Here is a 19,837-nt window from a genome sequence, read left to right as displayed (position 1 = left end):
TGGCCTCGTGTGCACTGCCAGCAGCGTTGAAGGTTATCGCTTGGCGATGATGTACACCGCATGGACGATGCCCGGAATGTAGCCCAGCAACGTCAGCAGAATGTTGAGCCAGAAGGCGCCGCCAAAGCCGACCTGCAGGAATACGCCAAGTGGCGGCAGGAGAATGGCGATGATGATGCGAATAAAGTCCATTGGGCAGTTCCCTTCAATGATGTACTAGAACTGACTGTAGCGCTGCACAAGGGTTCAACCCACCCAACGCAGATAAAAAAACGCCCCAGGCCAAAAACTGCAGGCCCGGGGCGATGCGCAGGAACGCGAGACGGTTCGGTTACTTCACCAAAGGTGAAAAATCAGGCAGTGGCTTCACGCCGCTGATGCTGTTGCGCCGAATGCACCCGGGCAAAAGCCCTGGCCAGACGCAACAGCATTTCATCGATATTGCCCTTGCTTACGGTCAGTGCCGGCGACAACCGCAGCACATCGGCTTGCGGTGCATTGAGTAGCAGACCTTCATGCAGCGCGGCCTTGACCAGTTCAGCGGCATTGTCTTCGCTAAGCTGCAGCGCCCACAGCAGGCCCTGGCCGCGTACTTCACGCTGTCCGTAGCGGCCAGCGAGGCGGCTCAAGCCATCACGTAGGTGCCGGCCGGAATCCTGGACGTGTTCAAAAAAGCCCGGTTCCAGCACAGTCTCCAATACCGCAAGACCGGCAGCAGTCATCAGCGCATTGCCATGGTGGCTGCCTTCCAGCTCGCCCGCTTCGGCGCAGCAAGCACTGCCACGGGCCAGCAACGCGGCCAGGGGTACACCACCCCCCAAGCCCTTACCCAAGGTGATGATGTCGGCGCGCACGTCGTAGGTTTGCTCGGCAAGCAGTGCGCCACAGCGGCCGACACCGGTCTGCACTTCATCGAGTATCAACAGAATGCCTAACTCACGGCACAGGCGTTCGACGCCCTTGAGGTAGGCAGCAGTCGCCGGAATGACTCCGGCTTCGCCCTGAATAGGCTCAAGCATGATCGCCACGGTGCGCGAATCGACAGCGGCGTGCAGTGCCTCCAGATCATTGAAGGGTACCTTGCTGAAGCCTGGCAGTTCCGGCTCACAGCGAATGCACTGTGAAGGATCGGAAGCCGACAACGCGCCCAGGCTCCGGCCGTGGCAGCTCTGGCTTGCAGTAATGATGTGGTAGGCGCCGTTACGGTGCAACTGCCCCCATTTACGCGCCAGCTTGATCGCCCCTTCGCAGGCTTCGGCCCCACTGTTGAGCAGATAGGCCTGATCACTGCCCGTACTCTGGCAAAGAAGACTTACCAACTTGAGCAAGCCACGGTTGTGAAAACCTGCACCCGGGTTGATCAGCGCCTGAGCCTGACTGCCCAAGGCTTTCACCAGCACACTCGGGCTATGGCCGAGGCTGTTGACTGCACAGCCTTGAGTGAAATCGAGATAAGCGTGGCCTTCGCTGTCCCATAGCCAGGAACCCTGGCCGCGGACAAAAACCTGCGCTGCACGTTCAGTGACAGGCATCAGGTAATCAACAGGAAGTGCTTCGGGGTTGGCAGCAACCGGCACCGGCTTGGGCTCGGCTACAACAGGCGCTGGACGTCGAAAATTGAACAAATTCATACTTTCGACCCTTTTGCCAAGCCTATGTAAACAACATCCAGATACACGGTGTTCATCGCGCCTTGTGGCCCTGCAAGCCTTGGGAATACGGGATAGACTAGGCGTAATAGCGGCTAACAGCCATTTGGTTTTTCGAGCATTTTTGATAAGTATTAATTATGGATTTTCGCCAACTGCGTTATTTCGTCGCGGTGTATGAAGAAGGCCATGTCGGCCGGGCCGCCGAGCGACTTTCCTTGTCGCAACCGGCGCTCTCGCAACAGATTCGGCAACTGGAACACAGCCTGGATGTCAGCCTGTTCGAACGCAGCAACAAGCGCTTGCTGCCGACCCTCGCGGCGCACACGTTGTACAACCATGCCCTGCCCCTGCTCGACGGACTGCAAAGGGCCCGCGAGGCGCTGCGCAATTTCAAGGGACAATCACTGCGTACCCTGGCCATTGGTGTATTGCAGATCGTAAGGCCGAGCCTGGTGCCACAGCTTCTGGACCGTGTGCGTAAGGCTCAACCTAACTTGGTGGTACAGATTTACGAGTTGTCGGGGCTGGAGGTCGAAAGGCGCTTGCTCAATGGCACGCTGGACATCGGCATCAGCTACCTGCCGCCACGCCAACCAGGCCTGCATGGATTGATGTTGTACGAAGATGAGCTACAGCTTGTAATCCCCAAGACTCACCCCCTGCGGGAATTCAAGAAAGTCTCGCTGAAACAAGCGGCGGAGTTACCCATGCTGCTGCTTGGCGAAGAGTTTCAGGTGCGCCAGATCTGGCAGACACAACTGGCCAACCTGGGACGTCGGCCGCAGGTGCAGGCCGAAATGAACAACATGGCCGGTATTCTCGACAGTCTCGGTCACACCGCCCTCGCAACGGTACTGCCCGGGCGCGCCAAGGAAGTGGTCGAAGATGATCAGGAACTGCTGTGGAAGCCGCTGAGCGAGCCTCGCGTGCCGCTCAAGATTGGTCTGGTGTTCCGAGATGCACAGCGCCAGCAAGCAACTGTCGAACTGTTGCGCACACTGCTGGAAGAAGAAGCTGATCCGCGGCAGATGGGTGTATCACCGCTGGATGTGCTGGGCTGACGTGGACCCGGACTTTTCTGCGGGCAAAAGAAAACCCCGCCGAAGCGGGGCTTTGCAGACTGTTTCCCTGACATCCATTTCGCCCCACCATCCTGGCAGGAATCCTTCGTGTCCGTGTTCTATCCTTGGCGCTTCCTGCGCTACGTCCATGCAAGTAGATTAGCTGTGGATCCAATCTTTCGATAGAGGCGAAAAGTCACCACGTCGTGTAGGAAAAAGCTTACACGACGTGCGGCTGTCAGAACTGTGCGGCATCCAGCAGATACAGTGATTCGCTTCCGGCTTTCACCGAGGCACTGAGCGAATGAATCCGCGGCAGTAAGCGAGCGAAATAGAAGCGAGCAGTGCCCAGCTTACTGGCATAGAAATCATCTTCACCTTGCTTGGCCATCGCCGTGCGCGCCATGAGCGCCCACATGTAGGCGTAGGCGGTATAGCCAAAGGCTTGCAGGTATTCCACCGATGCAGCGCCGATTTCGTTGGGGTTGTTCTTCGCCCGATCGAGCACCCAGGCCGTCAGGTCATCCAGATTGTCCAGGGCAGCGTTCAGCGGCGTGACGAACTCGCTCAATTCATTGCCAGCAGTGGCGGTGAAATGGCGAATTTCGTCGGCGAACAACTTGTACAGAGCACCGCCACTGCCTACTACTTTACGGCCCATCAGATCCAGCGCCTGAATACCGTTGGTGCCCTCATAGATCTGGGTAATGCGCACATCGCGAACCAGTTGCTCCTGGCCCCACTCACGAATGTAGCCGTGGCCGCCAAAGACTTGTTGGCCATGCACCGTGGTCTCAAGCCCCAGGTCGGTCAGGAAAGCCTTGGATACCGGGGTCAGCAACGCGACGAGTTCCTCGGCGCGCTTGCGGGTCGCTGCATCTTCGCTGTACTTGGCGGTGTCCAGCTGCATGGCGACATAGGTAGAGAACGCGCGACCACCTTCGTTGAACGCTTTCATCGTCAGCAGCATGCGACGTACGTCCGGATGCACGATGATCGGGTCGGCCGCCTTGTCCTGAGCCTGCGGTCCGGTAGGTGCACGGCTCTGCAAGCGGTCACGCGCGTATTCGATAGCATTCTGGTACGAGCGCTCTGCCGAAGCCAGGCCCTGGATACCTACGCCAAGACGCTCGTAGTTCATCATGGTGAACATTGCTGCCAGCCCCTTGTTGGGCTCGCCGACCAGATAGCCCACCGCTTCGTCAAAGTTCATGACGCAAGTGGCCGAAGCCTGAATACCCATCTTGTGTTCGATCGAACCACAGTTGGCTGGGTTACGCGCACCCAGGCTGCCGTCGGCGTTGACCATGAACTTGGGCACCAGGAACAGGGAAATTCCCTTAGGACCCGCGGGAGCGTCCGGCAGCTTGGCCAAAACCAGATGAATGATGTTTTCAGTCAGGTCGTGTTCGCCACCGGTAATGAATATCTTCGTGCCGCTGACTTTGTAGCTACCGTCAGCTTGCGGCTCGGCCTTGGTGCGGATGATGCCCAGGTCGGTACCTGCGTGAGGTTCGGTCAGGCACATGGAACCGGCCCAGATACCGGCATACATGTTTGGCAGGTACTTTTCTTTGAGCGCTTCGCTGGCATGGGCATTGATCGACAGGCAGGCGCCAGCGGTCAGCATCGGGTACAGGCCGAATGCCAGGCTCGACGAGTTGACCATTTCCTCGACCTGGGCCGAGATCACCTTGGGCATTCCCATACCGCCATAGGCAGGATCACCACCAACGCCAACCCAGCCACCTTCGGCGTAAGTCTTGTAGGCCTCGATGAAACCGGCTGGCGTGCGCACAGCGCCGTCGTCCCAGTGGCAGCCCTCTTCGTCGCCGCTGCGGCTCAGCGGCGCGATGCTCTTGCCAGTGACTTTGCCAGCCTCCTCCAGCACCGCCAGGGCGGTCTCCTCGTCAACCGCATCCGCCAAGCCCGGCAACTGAGCCCAGAGCTTGGCGACTTCGAAGACTTCATTGAGGACGAAGCGCATATCACGCAGGGGCGCTTTATAGTCAGCCATGGCAACCTCTCACACTTGAGTCGGGGACGGTCCCGCAGGACCGCGTCACTGTTATGCAACCAGTGTAACCGAACAACTTTTGCGAGACATAGGGTCATCACATGACTGAGCAGTCAGGTTGAGTCACGCCGTGCGCACAGCCCCACGCTTGGCCTGGTAACCATAAGCCATGACGCAGTTGCGCCCCGCGCCCTTGGCACTGTAGAGCGCCTGGTCCGCTGATTTAAGCACTGCATCGGGTGACCGATGGTCGATGAGGCGCTCGCTCACTCCAATGCTGATAGTCACCGACACGCTCGCTGCGCCGGTCCCGCCGCGCCGTTGGCGACCTTGTTGATCGTCCTGAGGACGGTTGTCCTGGTTGCGCAACTGGATGTTGTAATTGGCGATCACTTCACGCACGGCTTCCAGGTGCGGCATGCATTCCTCGATGCTCTTGCCGGCAAACACCAAGGCGAACTCTTCCCCGCCATAGCGATAGGCCCGACCGCCGCCGGTAACCTTGGACAGCTTGCTGGCGACCAGACGTAGCACTTGGTCACCAACATCGTGACCGTGGGTATCGTTGAATTTCTTGAAGTGATCGACATCCGTCATGGCCAGCACGTAATTACGGCCCAGGCGCTGCATACGCTCATTGAGCGCTCGACGGCCAGGCAACCCGGTCAGCTCATCCCGGAAAGCCATTTGATATGCCTCGTGGGACACCGCGGCAGCGATCATCAACATCACCTGACTGCACATGATATTGAGGGTGAAAGGCAGGATGAACGTCTTCGGCAGCATCCAGAAAATACCGATCAGGCCTATGACCTGTGCAGCATGCAACGGCCTCGGCTCACGCAGGTACTGCACCACCAACACCGCGAAGGCGATGAAGAACACCGGATAGGCCAACTGGATCAAGCTCATCCATTGACCGTGCAGGGCAGGCCAACGAATCTCGGCCAGCCAGCCCAGCAGTGCCTGGGGAAAACTCTGTTCCAAGCCTAAAGCAACACTGCCAACAGCCAGCAGCACGGCGAAGCGTGCCACCATGTCCTGGAACAAATGCGTACGCTCCTGCCAGGCACCGTATAGCGCGAACATCAGCGGCAGCAGCAAGCAGACCAGATGAAATACCACCGCGGCGTCTTCACGAACCAGGCCATTGTCGCGGTAGAAATCGGTTTGGGTATCGAGCAGAAAATAGGCGATGTACACCGTGACCATCAGAAACAGTTCACGCTGACGGCGATAAACAGCGCAGTAGGCGCCACCCAGTAACAGCACCAAGGTAGGCAGGACATTGAACAGCGATGTGAAGAAGACGCTCAGGTCTCTGACATAAGCGGCGGCGAGCCCGGATACCAACAGGCAAACAGACGGTAAAAAGTGACTTGGTCGTACAGCGGATAAACGAAACAAGGGTAATCTCCGACCCGGCAGATCAATAATGGCATTGTGCCTTTAATCTATCGGCAGCGCATATGAATAGATGAATTCACTTGGTCGGAACTGCATAACTCTTTGCCTGAGCGCTTACCCAACCCTCAGGTTTCACTGTCGCTGTGCGCTCACGCCTACCGGTTCATGCAGACAAAAAAAACGCCTGCCGATTAGGGCAGGCGTTTTTCGTTACAGCAGATGGCTTAGTACGAAAGACCGAAATGCTCTTCGTTCATGTCCATCAGGTTATTGGCACCGGACAGCATCGTGGCAACGTGAGTGCGAGTACGCGGCAGGATACGCTGGAAGTAGAAGCGTGCAGTCTGCAGCTTGGCGGTGTAGAACGCTTCATCGCTAGTGCCGGCAGCCAGTTTCTCGGCAGCCAGACGAGCCATGTCGGCCCAGAAGTAAGCCAGGCAGGCGTAACCGGAATACATCAGGTAGTCCACCGAGGCAGCACCGACTTCTTCGCGATCTTTCATCGCAGCCATACCAACCTTCATGGTCAGCTCGCCCCACTCTTTGTTCAGTTGGGCCAGCGGTGTGACGAACTCGCTGATAGCTTCGTTGCCTTCATTGCCCTGGCAGAACTTGTGCACGATCTTGGTGAAGCCCTTGAGTGCTTCGCCTTGCGTCATCAACACTTTACGGCCGAGCAGGTCCAGTGCCTGGATACCGGTGGTGCCTTCGTACAACATCGAGATACGGCTGTCGCGAACGTTCTGCTCCATGCCCCACTCGGCGATGAAACCGTGGCCGCCATAGATCTGTACACCGTGGTTGGCCGACTCAAAGCCGACTTCGGTCATGAATGCCTTGGCAATCGGCGTCATGAACGCCAGCAGAGCATCGGCTTTCTTCTTCTCTTCTTCGTCCTGGCTGTACTTGACGATGTCGACCTGCTTGGCAGTGAAGTAAACCATGGCGCGGTTACCTTCAGCGAAGGCCTTCATGGTCAGCAGCATACGACGCACATCCGGGTGGACGATGATCGGATCAGCAGCTTTTTCCGGCGCTTTGGGCCCCGTCAGCGAGCGCATTTGCAGGCGGTCGCGAGCGTATTTCAAGCCACCCTGGAACGCTACTTCAGCATGTGCCAGACCTTGCAGTGCGGTACCCAGGCGCGCAGTGTTCATGAAGGTGAACATGCAATTCAGGCCTTTGTTGGCCGGGCCGATCAGGTAGCCGGTAGCAGCGTCGAAGTTCATCACGCAGGTGGCGTTGCCGTGAATGCCCATCTTGTGCTCAAGCGAGCCACAGGACACTGCGTTGCGCTCACCCACAGTGCCTTCGGCAGTCGGCATGAACTTCGGCACGATGAACAGGGAAATACCTTTGGTGCCAGCCGGTGCATCCGGCAGGCGTGCCAGCACGATGTGGACGATGTTGTCGGCCATGTCGTGTTCACCGGCCGAGATGAAGATCTTGGTGCCGGTAACTTTGTAGGAACCGTCAGCCTGAGGCTCGGCCTTGGTGCGCAGCATGCCCAGGTCGGTACCGCAGTGAGGCTCGGTCAAGCACATGGTGCCGGTCCACTCGCCGGACACCAGCTTGGTCAGATAGGTTTCTTGCTGCTCGGGGGTACCGTGCTCGGAGATGGTGTTCATCGCCCCGTGGGACAGGCCAGGGTACATGCCCCACGACCAGTTCGACTCACCCACCATTTCGCTGACTGCCAGGCCCAGCGACTCAGGAAGACCCTGACCGCCGTGGTCGACATCATGCGCCAGACTCGGCCAGCCGCCTTCGACGAATTGCTTGTAGGCTTCCTTGAAACCGGTCGGGGTCTTCACACCCGACTCACTCCAGGTACAGCCTTCCAGATCACCCACGCGGTTCAGCGGAGCCAGAACCTGTTCACAAAACTTGGCGCCCTCTTCAAGAATGGCGTTAACCATGTCTGGAGTGGCGTCCTGGCAAGCCGGCAGGCTCTGATAATGCGCTTCGTAACCAAGCAACTCGTCACGAACGAAGCGAATATCACGCAAGGGGGCTTTGTAATCCGGCATAGCGATGAACCTCTGCTGATGAATCCTGGATAGGGAGACCGCGACAGACCGACCAGCGCTTGGCGACTTTCGGTCAAACAGTTGTTTGAAACATACGTTTACGTCGAAAACTTGTCAAGCGTCAACCAAACAGCGGTTTACGCGTGCAACACTGTCCCGTTCAGTCCGCAAAACGTTGCGCGCACGCGCAGGCAAGCACCTGGCAGCAAGGCCAAGGTGCTGATACTCAAGGATTAGAGGGATGCGCTCAAAGCGCGCGGCGCGGCGCTCAGGCGTAGGTGTCGATCAGCGTGCCAAGCATTTCGTCGGATGCTTTGGCGACTTTGACACCGAGCTCTACCTGATGTTTGCCCAAGGCCATTTCCACAGTACTGGTAGCCAGGTCCATCTGTTGGCTGCGATCAACCGCACGCAGGCGCTCGGCCTGATAGTCACTGGATTGGCTGGTGGCGGCACGTTCGACGGTAGTATTGGCGATCTGGCTGGCGGCCTGATCGACGCGGTTCTGCCCGACCTGGATCGCCCCGAGTCCTGCGTAGAATGCTGAGTTGCCAGAGATTTCCATGTCGAGACTCCATACTGCGAAAAGGCCAACAGCCACTATTGAAACAAACAATCAGGTAAAAGACCCGTTGAAATGAATAATGGCATGCTGCCACGTGATAGACCCTGACTAGTCCAGCAGGTCCAGTTGCAGGTACTCCGCCACAGCCGCGGCGCTTGCCTGCTTGAGTTTAGGTACCCGTCCAAGACAAGGGGCGGGTAAACGTTCAGCCAGGCTCGCCAGGTTTTCTTCCAGACGCGAAGTACGCGGGTCAACAATATTGGCCACCCAACCAGCCAACTGCAGCCCGTCGCGAGCGATGGCTTCAGCGCTGAGCAAGGCATGGCTGATGCACCCCAGGCGAACACCCACTACCAGTATCACCGGCAGTTGCAAGGCAATGGCGAGGTCCGAAAGGTTGGCCTGGTCGCAAAGCGGCACGCGCCACCCACCCGCACCTTCGATCAAGGTGAAGTCCGCGCCCTGCTCCAGAATCTGGCGCATGGGCGTCAGAAGCCCTTGCACACTTAACACCACCCCTGCCTCTCGAGCCGCCAAGTGAGGCGCAATGGCAGGTTCGAAAGCAAAGGGATTGACCTGCTCGTAGGGCAACTTGATCGAGCTTTGCGCAATCAGCGCCATGGCATCGTCGTTGCGTAGTCCTTTGGCGGTGGCAGTGCACCCCGATGCCACCGGCTTGGCACCGAGGGTAGTCAGACCTGCCAATTGCGCGGCGTGCAGCAAGCCGGCAGCGACGGTGGTCTTGCCGACATCGGTATCGGTTCCCGCAATGAAGTAGCCCGGGCTCATATCACTTCCCTTCCATCAACGGTTTTTGCAGTATCCCGTAGACCACCTGATAAGTAGCTGGCAACCCTTGGCTTTGACGAAACTGCTCGTAGGCACGTAACAGTCCTTGCATCCGCTCTCGACCGGTCAACCCCGCGGGTCGGCCCGGATTGAGATTATGCGCACCCAGGGCCTTGAGCTCGTGGGTCAGGCTGCGCACATCGCTGTAGTGCAAGACATGCGGCCGAACCTCCAGTGCCTGCACGTGCAGCCCGCTCGCGGCACACAGACGCTGATACTCCTGCATTGGGCGGAAGCGATTGACATGCACCATGCCATCCACTGCCTGCCAGCTTTCACGCAGCTCATGCAACGTGCCTGCACAAAGGCTGGTAAAAGCCAGCACGCCGCCAGGTTGCAAGACCCGTTTGGCTTCATCGAGCACCGCACCAAAATCGCTGCACCATTGCACTGCCAGGCTGGTAAAGATCAGTTCGACACTTGAGTCCTGAAGTGGCAGGCGTTCGGCATCGCCAACCACATGAGCATGGGCTCCACCCTGCGAACGTGCGTGCTGGAGCATGCCCTCAGCGATATCCACGGCAACACCTGCAGCTTGTGGAAAGCGCCGGTGCAAGGCACGACTGAAGTAGCCGGTGCCACTGCCAAGGTCCACCCAACGATGAGGTTCGAGGTGCCCGGGCAGTTGCTCGAGCAATGCATTGCCCACCGCCCGCTGCAACGCTGCAACGCTGTCGTAACTGGCGGCGGCGCGCGAGAACGAGGCGGCCACCTGACGCTTGTCGGGCAAGGCACCGGGCACGGCCGGCAGGGAAAGATCAGTCATCGCCACTCTCATGTACAAAGGCCTTAATGGCAGCTGCCAACTCATGAGGTGTTTCCATAACAAAACCATGAGCACTGTCTTCAAGCAGCCCGACTTCCACGTCGGGTAATTCCTCGAGCAATACACCGGCAACCTCCGCCGGAACCAGGCCGTCACGGCCTGCAAACAGATGCAACTGCGGGCCCGCGTAGGCTTGCAGGGCCGCTCGAGTATCCAGTTTGCCAAGCACTTCGAGCCCGGCTACCAGTTGTTCTGGAGCAGGTTCAGGCATGCTGGCACTGAGCAGTCGGGCCAGGCTGCGGGCGTCCTCCGCCCCTTGGCTGCACAGCGAAACAAAGCGCTTGAGCGTCACTTGGGTGTGATAGCGGCAGCCCTCGACGAACGTCTGGAACGTATCCACAGCCATGCCATGCTGCCAATCTGGACGACTGACAAAACTGAGGTTACTGCCTAGGGTGATCAGCCCGCAGCACTCATCCCCCCGCCGCGCAGCCAACTCGGCAGCCAGCATCCCGCCCAACGACCAACCGCCAAGCCAGACATTGCGCGGCAACTGCCGGTCGAGCTTGTCGAGCCAGTCATTGGGGTCGTTGGATACCAGGCTGGGCAAGTCCTGAATTTCAACCTGCAGGCCGGGGTCGATAGCACGCAACGTTGCCACCAACGGCTGTAATGCAGAATGGCCCAGGCCCCAGCCCGGCAGAAGTATCAATCGATTACGCATCAGCGGGCTCCAGCAGCGGATAACAGTCGGCCAATGCATCCAACAATAGCTGCACCTGGGCTTCACTGTGCGCCGCGCTCAAGGTGACTCGCAGACGAGCACTGCCAGCCGGCACTGTCGGTGGGCGAATTGCCGTGACCAGCAGGCCACGCTCTCGCAGCATCTGCGAAAGGCGCAATGCCCGCGCACTGTCACCGATCAGGATCGGCTGAATGGGGGTAAAGCTGTCCATCAACTGCAAACCGATCTGCTCTGCACCGCTGCGAAACTGCTGAATCAGCGCGCCCAGATGCTCGCGGCGCCAATGCTCGCGGCGCAACAGTTGCAGGCTGCGCAAGGTTGCGCACGCCAATGCCGGGGGCTGGCTGGTGGTATAGATGTAGGGACGCGCGAATTGAATCAAACACTCAATCAACTCCTCGCTACCCGCTACAAAGGCACCGGCCGTGCCACAAGCCTTGCCCAGTGTGCCGATCAATACCGGTACCTGCTCACAGCTCAAGCCGAAATGCTCAACGATTCCGCCGCCGTTACGGCCCAGCGTTCCCAGGCCATGGGCATCATCAACCATCAGCCAGGCATCGCCAGCCTTGGCTGTCGCCGCCAGCGCCGGCAGATCGGCGATGTCGCCATCCATGCTGAAAACGCCATCGGTAACCACCAGGGTATTGCCCACCGCCTTTTCCAGACGACTGGCCAGGCTCTTGGCGTCGTTGTGCAGATAACGGTTGAAGCGGGCGCCGCTGAGCAACCCGGCATCGAGCAAAGAGGCGTGATTGAGACGATCCTGCAACACCGTATCACCCTGGCCGACCAATGCCGTGAGCGCGCCGAGGTTGGCCATGTAGCCTGTGGAAAACAGCAGCGCACGCGGACGGCCGGTAAGTTCGGCGAGCGCCTCTTCCACCTCGTGATGGGGAGTGCTGTGGCCGATCACCAGATGCGACGCACCACCGCCCACACCCCAGCGCTCGGCTCCGGCACGCCAGGCTGCGATGACCTCGGGATGATTGGCCAAGCCCAGATAATCGTTGCTGCAAAAAGCCAGCAATGGTTGACCATCAACCACTACATGCGGGCCTTGCGGGCTCTCCAGCAGTGGCCGCTGGCGATACAGGTCGGCAGCGCGACGCTGCTCCAGCCGCGCGCGCAAATCAAATGCCATGACCGCCTCAGGCCGAGGCGGCGTTGTAGAACAGCTCGCTGCTCTTCTGTTCGACCAGCGCCTGCTCGATGGCTGCCTGATGAACTTCGTCGGCATGCTCCTCCCGGGCTTCAGGCTGGATTCCCAGGCGGGCGAACAGCTGCATGTCCTTGTCGGCTTGCGGGTTGGCGGTGGTCAGTAGTTTCTCACCGTAGAAAATCGAGTTGGCACCGGCGAAGAAGGCCAAGGCCTGCATTTGCTCGTTCATTGCCTCACGACCCGCCGACAGGCGCACATGAGACTTCGGCATGAGGATCCGTGCGACCGCGAGCATGCGGATAAAGTCGAATGGGTCGACTTCCTCGGCGTTCTCCAGCGGCGTACCGGCAACCTTGACCAGCATGTTGATCGGTACCGACTCCGGATGCTCCGGCAGGTTAGCCAATTGAATCAGCAAGCCGGCACGGTCATCCAGCGACTCACCCATGCCCAGGATTCCGCCCGAGCAGATCTTCATTCCGGCGTCACGCACGTAGGACAGCGTTTGTAGTCGCTCGCTGTAGGTGCGGGTGGTAATGATGCTGCCGTAGAACTCAGGCGAGGTATCGAGGTTGTGGTTGTAGTAATCCAGCCCGGCCTGCGCTAACGCCTCGGTCTGCTCTTGGTCCAGCTTGCCCAGGGTCATGCAGGTTTCCAGGCCCATTGCCTTCACCCCTTTGACCATTTGCAGCACATAGGGCATGTCTTTGGCTGACGGGTGTTTCCAGGCGGCGCCCATGCAGAAACGGGTTGAACCAATGGCCTTGGCGCGGGCGGCCTCTTCGAGGACCTTCTGCACTTCCATCAACTTCTGCTTTTCCAGTCCGGTGTTGTAGTGACCGGACTGTGGACAATATTTGCAATCTTCCGGGCAAGCGCCGGTCTTGATCGACAGCAAGGTCGAAACCTGAACACGGTTGGCGTCGAAATGCGCACGATGCACGGTCTGCGCCTGGAACATCAGGTCATTGAAAGGCTGCTGGAACAGCGCCTTGACCTCGGCCAGGGTCCAGTCGTGACGTGTTGTTGCAGTTGTGCTGGCGCTCATCGGCGATTCCTTGTTTAGGCTTATCAAGCGCCGGACAAGGATTGCCCGCCAGCGCATCACGGATAGTTCGCATAGTTAAGGAAGCCAGATGCACTGTCAACTGCAACTGAAAAACATGGTTTACAAGTGTGCAAATATTAACCAGCGCTGTTTGCTTTGTAACGAAACCACCGAGCAGCCTTACCCGCTATGCGTGGCCTGCGAGGTCGAACTGCCCTGGCTGGACGATGGCTGCCAGGTTTGCGCACTGCCGTTGCCCATGCATGGCTTGACCTGCGCCCAGTGCACGCGTCGCGTCCCCGCGTTCCACCGAGTTGAAGCACCCTGGCACTACGGCTTTCCGCTGGATGCTCTGATCAGCCGATTCAAGTACAACAGCCAGTGGCCGACAGGACGGTTGCTGGCTCAGTTGCTCGGCCGCTGGCTGATGCATCGTTTTAGTGAAGGCCTGCCGCGACCGACGCTGCTTTTGCCGGTTCCCTTGAGCCGGCGCAAGTTGCGCCAGCGTGGCTATAACCAGGCTGCAATGCTGGCTCGCTGGCTCGCCAGACACATTGGAATTCCCTGTACTGAGCGCAGCCTCAAGCGCCTGGTCGATACACCCGCGCAGCAAGGCCTGAAGGCGCGCGAACGCAAGCGCAACTTGCGCCATGCCTTTGCAATTGGGGATACCCAGCCCCTCGAAGGTCGCCATGTAGCACTTATCGACGATGTGCTGACCACCGGCGCCACTGCGCAAGCGATCGCCAGTGTGCTGCTCAAGGCTGGAGCCCGACGGGTCGATGTCTACTGCCTGGCGCGCACCGCCAAGCCCGGCAGCGCTTGACTTGCCGCCAGGGTGCGGGCACTTTCATGACAGATACCATCCTCGATACCTGTACAGCCCATGCCCTTGCCTGCCCTGCTCACTCAACACATCGTGCGTCGCCCCCAGCGCATTGCCCTGCTCCAGCACATTGCCGAGCAAGGCTCGATAACCCGTGCGGCAAAGAGTGCCGGCATGAGTTACAAGGCCGCCTGGGACGCCATTGACGAGCTCAACAATCTCGCCGCAAGTCCGTTGGTGGAACGCAGTGTTGGCGGGCGCGGCGGTGGCGGCGCGAAGCTGTCCAAGGAAGGTCTGCGCGTACTGCGCCTTTACCAGCGTCTGCAGGCATTGCAGGCGCAAATTCTTGAAGCGGCCGAAGACGCCAGCGATCTCGACCTGCTCGGCCGCCTGATGCTGCGCACCAGTGCTCGCAACCAGTTGCAAGGTCGCATTCAAGCCATCCAGCCAGAAGGACAATACGACCGAATCTGCCTGGCCCTGGCCGGCGACCTGAACATAGAAGCGCTGATTACCCGTGACAGTACCCAGCGCCTTGAGCTTGCGCCTGGAGCAACTGTAATTGCCTTGATCAAGGCAGGCTGGTTGACCCTGCTTGCTCCCCAGGAACAGCTAGAAGAGGGTTACAACTGTTTGCAGGCCAGGGTCGAATCCTTGCTTGCAGAGCCTTCGTCGCCAACTGAAGTTCGCCTGACACTTACCAACGGACAAACGCTGTGTACCTTCGCTGAGCCTGACTGGCTCGACTATCATGCCGTGGTTCCGGGGAGCGAGTTGCGGGTTCAGTTTCAACCGTCCTACGTACTTATCGGAACGCCTGCATAAAAAGCGACACAAAACCGTCATAAGTGCTGACTAAGGTGACTGCCAAACCCGCAGGAAGCCTGTCATGAATCTATTAGAAGAACACCAACCAACCGATCTTGAACAACTGGCGAGCTTGAGTCGGCGCCGCTTCATCGGCGCCGGCGCCCTGTGCGGCGCCGCCTTGTTCCTGGGCGGCAACCTGCTTAGCCGCAGTGTAATGGCTGCCAGCGTCAGTACCGCCAATAGCAGCCTGCTCGGCTTTACCAGCATTCCCGCCGCAACCGCCGACAGCATCAGCCTGCCCGCCGGCTACAAGGCCTCAGTGCTGATCAGTTGGGGGCAACCGCTGCACGCCAATGCCCCCGCGTTCGACGTATCCGGACAAGGCACAGCCAAGGCTCAGGAAGTGCAGTTTGGTGACAACAATGACGGTATGAGCCTATTTCCCTTCCCGGGTGATGAAAATCGCGCGTTGATGGCCATCAACAACGAATACACCAACTACCGCTACCTGTACCCACACGGCGGTCAGCCGACTTCGGCTGAAGAGGTGCACAAGGCTCAGGCGGCCGAAGGTGTATCGGTAATCGAAATCCAGCGCAGCAACGGTCAATGGCAGTTTGTCCAGGACTCGCGCTACAACCGGCGCATCCACGGCAACTCACCGATCCGAATCAGCGGCCCTGCCGCGGGCGATGCGTTGCTCAAGACCACTGCCGACAATAGCGGGCGCAAGGTCCTCGGCACGTTCCAGAATTGCGCCAACGGCAAGACACCCTGGGGCACCTATCTGACCTGCGAAGAAAACTTCACCGACTGCTTCGGCAGCAGCGATCAGGCACAGCAATTCGATGCCGGGCAAAAACGCTACGGTGCTTCAGTCAGCAGCAAAGAGATCGGCTGGCACCCCCACGACCCACGCTTTGATCTGGCGAAGAACCCCAACGAACTGAACCGCCACGGCTGGGTAGTGGAAATCGATCCGTTCGATCCTGATTCGACCCCTATCAAGCGCACGGCGCTAGGCCGCTTCAAACACGAGAATGCGGCACTGGCTGAAACCCGTGATGGCCGGGCTGTGGTCTACATGGGCGACGATGAGCGCGGCGAGTTCATCTACAAGTTCATCAGCCGCGACCGCATCGATCATAAGACACCCAGCGCCAACCGCAGCCTGCTTGATCACGGAACGCTCTATGTTGCTCGCTTCGACGACGGCGATCAGAACGCCGACCACCCGCGCGGTAAAGGCCAGTGGCTGGAAATGACCCACGGCAAGAATGGCCTGATCGCTGCCAATGGTTTCGCCAGTCAGGCACAGGTGCTGATCCATGCCCGTCTCGCCGCCAGCCAGCTCAAAGCAACGCGCATGGACCGCCCCGAGTGGATCGTTGTCAGTCCCAAGGACGGTCAGGTGTATTGCACCCTGACCAACAACGTCAAACGTGGAGAAGAAGGCCAGCCGGCAGGCGGTCCCAATCCGCGCGAAAAAAACCTCTATGGACAGATCCTGCGCTGGAAGGAAAGCGCTGACGATCATGGCGCCATGAGTTTCGACTGGGATCTGTTCGTAGTGGCTGGCAACCCGTCAGTGCATCCGGATGATGCCAAGGCTGGTTCCAGCAACATCACCCCGCAAAACATGTTCAACAGCCCCGATGGTCTGGGGTTCGATGCCGACGGTCGCTTATGGATCCTTACCGATGGCGACTACAGCAACAGCGGTGATTTTGCCGGCATGGGCAACAACCAGATGCTGTGCGCCGACCCGGTCAGCGGCGAAATCCGTCGCTTCATGGTCGGCCCGGTGGCGTGTGAGGTAACCGGCATCGCTTTCGCTGCAGATCAGCGCACTCTGTTCGTGGGTATCCAGCATCCGGGTGAAACCGGCGGATCGACCTTCCCGGAGCACTTGGCCAATGGCAAGCCGCGCTCCTCGGTCATGGCTATCCGTCGAGAGGACGGCGGAATCGTCGGGACCTGAGTCGGGCTGAGCGCTAGGATGAATGTGCGATACCATGCACGGAACCGCAGAGCAGGAACCGACATGTCCCATCCCTTCGAAACGCTCACACCCGACCTGGTGCTCGACGCCGTAGAGAGCATCGGCTTTCTCAGCGATGCTCGCGTTCTGGCGCTCAACAGCTATGAGAACCGTGTCTATCAAGTGGGTATCGAAGATGCCGAGCCGCTGATCGCCAAGTTCTATCGCCCGGACCGCTGGAGCAACGCCGCGATTCTCGAAGAACACAGCTTCACCGCTGAATTGGCAGCGTGTGAAGTACCCGTGGTTGCGCCACTTATCCACAACGGTGAAACCCTGTTCGAACACAGCGGTTTCCGCTTTACCTTGTTTCCTCGCCGCGGTGGCCGCGCCCCGGAGCCAGGTAACCTGGACCAGCTCTATCGCCTCGGCCAATTGCTCGGTCGTTTGCACGCAGTCGGCGCCACTCGCCCGTTCCAGCACCGCGAAGCGCTGGCGGTGGATAACTTCGGACACGCCTCGCTGACCACGCTGCTCGAAGGCAACTTTGTACCCAAAAGCCTATTACCAGCCTTTGAATCAGTGGCCCGGGACATGCTCAAGCGGGTAGAAAACATTTACGCCAACACCCCACACAACACCATTCGCCTGCATGGTGACTGCCACCCCGGCAACATGATGTGCCGCGATGAGGTCTTCCACATCGTCGACCTTGACGATTGCCGCATGGGGCCAGCTGTCCAGGACCTGTGGATGATGCTCGCCGGTGATCGCCACGAGCGCCTCGGGCAACTGGCCGAGTTGATGGATGGCTACAACGAATTCCACGATTTCGATCCACGCGAACTGGCCTTGATCGAGCCACTGCGGGCCCTGCGCCTGCTGCACTACAGCGCCTGGCTTGCCCGGCGTTGGGACGACCCGGCGTTTCCGCGCAGTTTCCCCTGGTTTGGTCAGGAGCGTTATTGGGGTGATCAGATACTCGCCTTGCGCGAGCAAATGGCCGCTCTGGACGAAGAACCACTGAAATTGTTCTGAAGTGCGCCCGAGTCTGTCTACAATAGCGGTGCTTTTAGTTAGCTGCCTAAGCAAGGAATCTGCATGCACGCTGCCAACCCCCGCCGCGGTTACATTCTGGGCCTGAGTGCCTACATCATCTGGGGTTTGTTTCCCCTTTATTTCAAAGCACTACAAAGCGTTCCGGCGGTGGAAATCATTGTCCATCGCGTGCTCTGGTCAGCCCTGTTCGGCTCCCTGCTTCTCTTGGTGTGGAAGCATCCAGGCTGGTGGCGCGAATTGCGCGAGAACCCCAAGCGCCTGGCAATCCTGGCCCTTAGCGGCTCGTTGATTGCCGGTAACTGGCTGACCTACGTCTGGTCGGTGAATAACGGGCGCATGCTCGAAGCCAGTCTGGGCTACTACATCAACCCACTGATCAACGTGCTTCTGGGCATGTTGCTCTTGGGTGAACGCCTGCGCCGCCTGCAATGGGTCGCCGTCGGCCTGGCAGCACTGGGGGTGGCTCAGCAGGTCTGGCAGGTTGGTAGCCTGCCCTGGGTTTCATTGGTGCTGGCGTTGAGCTTTGGCTTTTATGGGCTGATCCGCAAACAAGCGCCGGTCGCAGCCCTACCGGGGCTGGTGGTGGAAACCTGGATGCTGGTTCCCCTGGCAATCGGTTGGCTGCTTCTGAACCCCTTGGCAACAAGTGCCAGTCCAGACTTCTACACCAGCAGCGAAGCGCTCTGGCTGGTTGCCGCAGGCCCTGTCACGCTGATCCCGCTGGTATGTTTCAACGCTGCAGCCCGCCATCTGCCCTATACCACTCTAGGCTTCCTGCAGTACCTGGCACCGACCCTGGTTTTGCTGCAGGCGGTACTGCTTTTTGGTGAACATTTGTCGAGCAGCACACTGGTTGCCTTTATGTTCATCTGGGCAGGCCTCGCCCTCTACAGCGTCGATGCCTGGCTGAGTCTACGCCGACGCAACTGATCAAAAAACATACAAACCTATGCAGGCCACGCCATTCGTGGCCTGCAGCAACCTCTCCCAAGGTTATCCACACCCTCATCCCCGTGCTTTGTGCACAAGCTGCTGATTATTGGTGGTTTTTTGCTCAACGTGCGTAGAGCTGCGGCCCGCTTGGGCTAGCGGAAGCTTCCCCCAGCTTATCCACAGGCCGGTCCCCGGCAAAACGGGATAACTATTCTTCCGGACGCAGCTTGAGTTCAACCATCAGATCGTCGGCCAGCGCTTCAAGCTTGGCTTGCAACGAATCCAACGAAAGGGTCAATGGCATCGCCAACAAAGCGTCGGCGTGAAACAGCGGCTCGCTGCTCATGGGCGCTGGTCGTACATCCGTGCTGAAGCGCTCCAGATTGACCCCCTGCTCGGCGAGCAGACGCGTTATATCCCTGACAATGCCCGGGCGGTCGTTGCCGACCAGTTCCATGGCGATCGGTTTCCAGGTGCATGAGGGTTCGATACCGCTCTCGGCGATCAACACGCGAATGTCGTACTTGCTTAATGCCTTTAGAGCGCCGACCAACTCGTCATAGGATTCGGCCGGCACCGCCACACGCAGGATGCCGGCGAACTGACCGGCCATTCGCGACATCCGGCTCTCCAGCCAGTTACCGTTGTGCTCGGCAATGCATTCGGCAATGCGTTCTACCTGGCCTGCCTTGTCCGGGGCGATTACTGTCAAAACGAGATGATCCACGCGCCATTCCTCTGCTGATTGCCTTGAAACGCCCAAAAACTCAGGGCGCGCAGAAAGTATAGGCAAGCCGCGGCAACCTGCCGCAGCAGCTTTTTCAAAGCAATCGTGTACTGTTTCAAGATTTATCTGGAACAATCCGTCACTTTTTTGAGAACATGCTGTCTCCCGGCGTGAATTTCTGCGACTTATTGGTCGCGGA

Annotated in this window: 18 protein-coding genes; 6 read left to right on the top strand and 12 right to left on the bottom strand. The window is 58.9% G+C overall.

Going from position 1 to position 19,837, the window contains the following annotated elements; genetic code table 11:
* Nucleotides 1-33: 33 nt before the first annotated feature.
* Complete coding sequence (locus V0R60_RS09705) at nucleotides 34-192, bottom strand: YqaE/Pmp3 family membrane protein (RefSeq protein WP_003177654.1); 159 nt, start codon at nucleotides 190-192, stop codon at nucleotides 34-36.
* Between the two features lie 161 nt (nucleotides 193-353).
* Nucleotides 354-1,631 carry an aspartate aminotransferase family protein gene (locus V0R60_RS09700; RefSeq protein WP_330079255.1) on the bottom strand — a complete coding sequence of 426 codons (1,278 nt, stop codon included), beginning with the start codon at nucleotides 1,629-1,631 and terminating at the stop codon, nucleotides 354-356.
* A 158-nt stretch (nucleotides 1,632-1,789) separates the two neighbouring features.
* On the opposite strand from V0R60_RS09700, the gene V0R60_RS09695 reads away from it, so the two are divergent.
* Entirely contained in the window at nucleotides 1,790-2,713 is a 924-nt protein-coding gene (locus V0R60_RS09695) for a LysR family transcriptional regulator (RefSeq protein ID WP_136474182.1), read from the top strand.
* Nucleotides 2,714-2,951: 238 nt separating this feature from the next.
* Here V0R60_RS09695 and V0R60_RS09690 read toward each other — a convergent pair whose 3' ends face one another.
* From V0R60_RS09690 to bioB, 9 genes are all read right to left on the bottom strand, one after another.
* Nucleotides 2,952-4,730: an acyl-CoA dehydrogenase C-terminal domain-containing protein gene (locus V0R60_RS09690; protein WP_330079254.1), complete on the bottom strand. Its 1,779-nt coding sequence runs from the start codon at nucleotides 4,728-4,730 to the stop codon at nucleotides 2,952-2,954.
* A gap of 123 nt (nucleotides 4,731-4,853) precedes the next feature.
* A complete protein-coding gene (locus V0R60_RS09685; protein ID WP_330079253.1) occupies nucleotides 4,854-6,137 on the bottom strand; it encodes a GGDEF domain-containing protein in 1,284 nt (427 codons plus the stop codon).
* Between the two features lie 224 nt (nucleotides 6,138-6,361).
* Nucleotides 6,362-8,167 carry an acyl-CoA dehydrogenase C-terminal domain-containing protein gene (locus tag V0R60_RS09680; protein ID WP_203479879.1) on the bottom strand — a complete coding sequence of 602 codons (1,806 nt, stop codon included), beginning with the start codon at nucleotides 8,165-8,167 and terminating at the stop codon, nucleotides 6,362-6,364.
* Between the two features lie 268 nt (nucleotides 8,168-8,435).
* Complete coding sequence (locus V0R60_RS09675; protein WP_330079252.1) at nucleotides 8,436-8,732, bottom strand: pyrroloquinoline quinone biosynthesis protein PqqE; 297 nt, start codon at nucleotides 8,730-8,732, stop codon at nucleotides 8,436-8,438.
* A gap of 108 nt (nucleotides 8,733-8,840) precedes the next feature.
* Complete coding sequence (gene bioD / locus V0R60_RS09670) at nucleotides 8,841-9,521, bottom strand: dethiobiotin synthase (protein ID WP_330079251.1); 681 nt, start codon at nucleotides 9,519-9,521, stop codon at nucleotides 8,841-8,843.
* Between the two features lies 1 nt (nucleotide 9,522).
* A complete protein-coding gene (gene bioC / locus V0R60_RS09665; RefSeq protein ID WP_136474176.1) occupies nucleotides 9,523-10,347 on the bottom strand; it encodes a malonyl-ACP O-methyltransferase BioC in 825 nt (274 codons plus the stop codon).
* Nucleotides 10,340-11,071, bottom strand: a complete 732-nt coding sequence (locus tag V0R60_RS09660; RefSeq protein ID WP_330079250.1) for an alpha/beta fold hydrolase — start codon at nucleotides 11,069-11,071, stop codon at nucleotides 10,340-10,342. The genes bioC and V0R60_RS09660 overlap by 8 nt, the downstream gene beginning before the upstream one ends.
* Nucleotides 11,064-12,236: an 8-amino-7-oxononanoate synthase gene (gene bioF / locus V0R60_RS09655; RefSeq protein ID WP_330079249.1), complete on the bottom strand. Its 1,173-nt coding sequence runs from the start codon at nucleotides 12,234-12,236 to the stop codon at nucleotides 11,064-11,066. Before bioF ends, V0R60_RS09660 begins: the two co-directional genes overlap by 8 nt.
* A 7-nt stretch (nucleotides 12,237-12,243) precedes the next feature.
* A complete protein-coding gene (gene bioB, locus V0R60_RS09650) occupies nucleotides 12,244-13,302 on the bottom strand; it encodes a biotin synthase BioB (protein WP_136474173.1) in 1,059 nt (352 codons plus the stop codon).
* 88 nt (nucleotides 13,303-13,390) lie between these two features.
* Here bioB and V0R60_RS09645 point away from each other — a divergent pair, with 88 nt between their 5' ends.
* From V0R60_RS09645 to rarD, 5 genes are all read left to right on the top strand, one after another.
* Nucleotides 13,391-14,128, top strand: coding sequence for a ComF family protein (locus V0R60_RS09645; protein WP_330079248.1), 738 nt, complete (start codon nucleotides 13,391-13,393; stop codon nucleotides 14,126-14,128).
* Between the two features lie 60 nt (nucleotides 14,129-14,188).
* On the top strand, nucleotides 14,189-14,953 hold the full coding sequence (locus V0R60_RS09640; RefSeq protein ID WP_330079247.1) for a TOBE domain-containing protein: 765 nt from the start codon (nucleotides 14,189-14,191) through the stop codon (nucleotides 14,951-14,953).
* A 64-nt stretch (nucleotides 14,954-15,017) separates the two neighbouring features.
* On the top strand, nucleotides 15,018-16,919 hold the full coding sequence (locus V0R60_RS09635) for a PhoX family protein (RefSeq protein ID WP_330079246.1): 1,902 nt from the start codon (nucleotides 15,018-15,020) through the stop codon (nucleotides 16,917-16,919).
* A gap of 63 nt (nucleotides 16,920-16,982) precedes the next feature.
* Nucleotides 16,983-17,957 carry a serine/threonine protein kinase gene (locus tag V0R60_RS09630; protein WP_136474169.1) on the top strand — a complete coding sequence of 325 codons (975 nt, stop codon included), beginning with the start codon at nucleotides 16,983-16,985 and terminating at the stop codon, nucleotides 17,955-17,957.
* 63 nt (nucleotides 17,958-18,020) lie between these two features.
* Nucleotides 18,021-18,908 (top strand): EamA family transporter RarD, encoded by an 888-nt coding sequence (gene rarD, locus V0R60_RS09625; protein ID WP_330079245.1) that lies wholly within the window; start codon nucleotides 18,021-18,023, stop codon nucleotides 18,906-18,908.
* 211 nt (nucleotides 18,909-19,119) lie between these two features.
* On the opposite strand, the gene V0R60_RS09620 is transcribed toward rarD, so the two are convergent.
* A complete protein-coding gene (locus tag V0R60_RS09620) occupies nucleotides 19,120-19,638 on the bottom strand; it encodes a glycine cleavage system protein R (RefSeq protein WP_330079244.1) in 519 nt (172 codons plus the stop codon).
* Nucleotides 19,639-19,837: the final 199 nt, after the last annotated feature.

The organism is Pseudomonas auratipiscis (genome assembly GCF_036324085.1).
Lineage (GTDB): Bacteria > Pseudomonadota > Gammaproteobacteria > Pseudomonadales > Pseudomonadaceae > Aquipseudomonas > Aquipseudomonas auratipiscis.
This window is presented reverse-complemented; position numbering and strand designations above follow the sequence as displayed.

Excerpts from the sequence above, each read along its gene's own strand:
- V0R60_RS09705 (WP_003177654.1), bottom strand. The coding sequence starts at position 192 with ATGGACTTTATTCGCATCATCATCGCCATTCTCCTGCCGCCACTTGGC.
- V0R60_RS09700 (WP_330079255.1), bottom strand. The coding sequence starts at position 1,631 with ATGAATTTGTTCAATTTTCGACGTCCAGCGCCTGTTGTAGCCGAGCCC.
- V0R60_RS09695 (WP_136474182.1), top strand. The coding sequence starts at position 1,790 with ATGGATTTTCGCCAACTGCGTTATTTCGTCGCGGTGTATGAAGAAGGC.
- V0R60_RS09690 (WP_330079254.1), bottom strand. The coding sequence starts at position 4,730 with ATGGCTGACTATAAAGCGCCCCTGCGTGATATGCGCTTCGTCCTCAAT.
- V0R60_RS09680 (WP_203479879.1), bottom strand. The coding sequence starts at position 8,167 with ATGCCGGATTACAAAGCCCCCTTGCGTGATATTCGCTTCGTTCGTGAC.
- V0R60_RS09675 (WP_330079252.1), bottom strand. The coding sequence starts at position 8,732 with ATGGAAATCTCTGGCAACTCAGCATTCTACGCAGGACTCGGGGCGATC.
- bioD (WP_330079251.1), bottom strand. The coding sequence starts at position 9,521 with ATGAGCCCGGGCTACTTCATTGCGGGAACCGATACCGATGTCGGCAAG.
- bioC (WP_136474176.1), bottom strand. The coding sequence starts at position 10,347 with ATGACTGATCTTTCCCTGCCGGCCGTGCCCGGTGCCTTGCCCGACAAG.
- V0R60_RS09660 (WP_330079250.1), bottom strand. The coding sequence starts at position 11,071 with ATGCGTAATCGATTGATACTTCTGCCGGGCTGGGGCCTGGGCCATTCT.
- bioF (WP_330079249.1), bottom strand. The coding sequence starts at position 12,236 with ATGGCATTTGATTTGCGCGCGCGGCTGGAGCAGCGTCGCGCTGCCGAC.
- bioB (WP_136474173.1), bottom strand. The coding sequence starts at position 13,302 with ATGAGCGCCAGCACAACTGCAACAACACGTCACGACTGGACCCTGGCC.
- V0R60_RS09645 (WP_330079248.1), top strand. The coding sequence starts at position 13,391 with ATGCACTGTCAACTGCAACTGAAAAACATGGTTTACAAGTGTGCAAAT.
- V0R60_RS09640 (WP_330079247.1), top strand. The coding sequence starts at position 14,189 with ATGCCCTTGCCTGCCCTGCTCACTCAACACATCGTGCGTCGCCCCCAG.
- V0R60_RS09635 (WP_330079246.1), top strand. The coding sequence starts at position 15,018 with ATGAATCTATTAGAAGAACACCAACCAACCGATCTTGAACAACTGGCG.
- V0R60_RS09630 (WP_136474169.1), top strand. The coding sequence starts at position 16,983 with ATGTCCCATCCCTTCGAAACGCTCACACCCGACCTGGTGCTCGACGCC.
- rarD (WP_330079245.1), top strand. The coding sequence starts at position 18,021 with ATGCACGCTGCCAACCCCCGCCGCGGTTACATTCTGGGCCTGAGTGCC.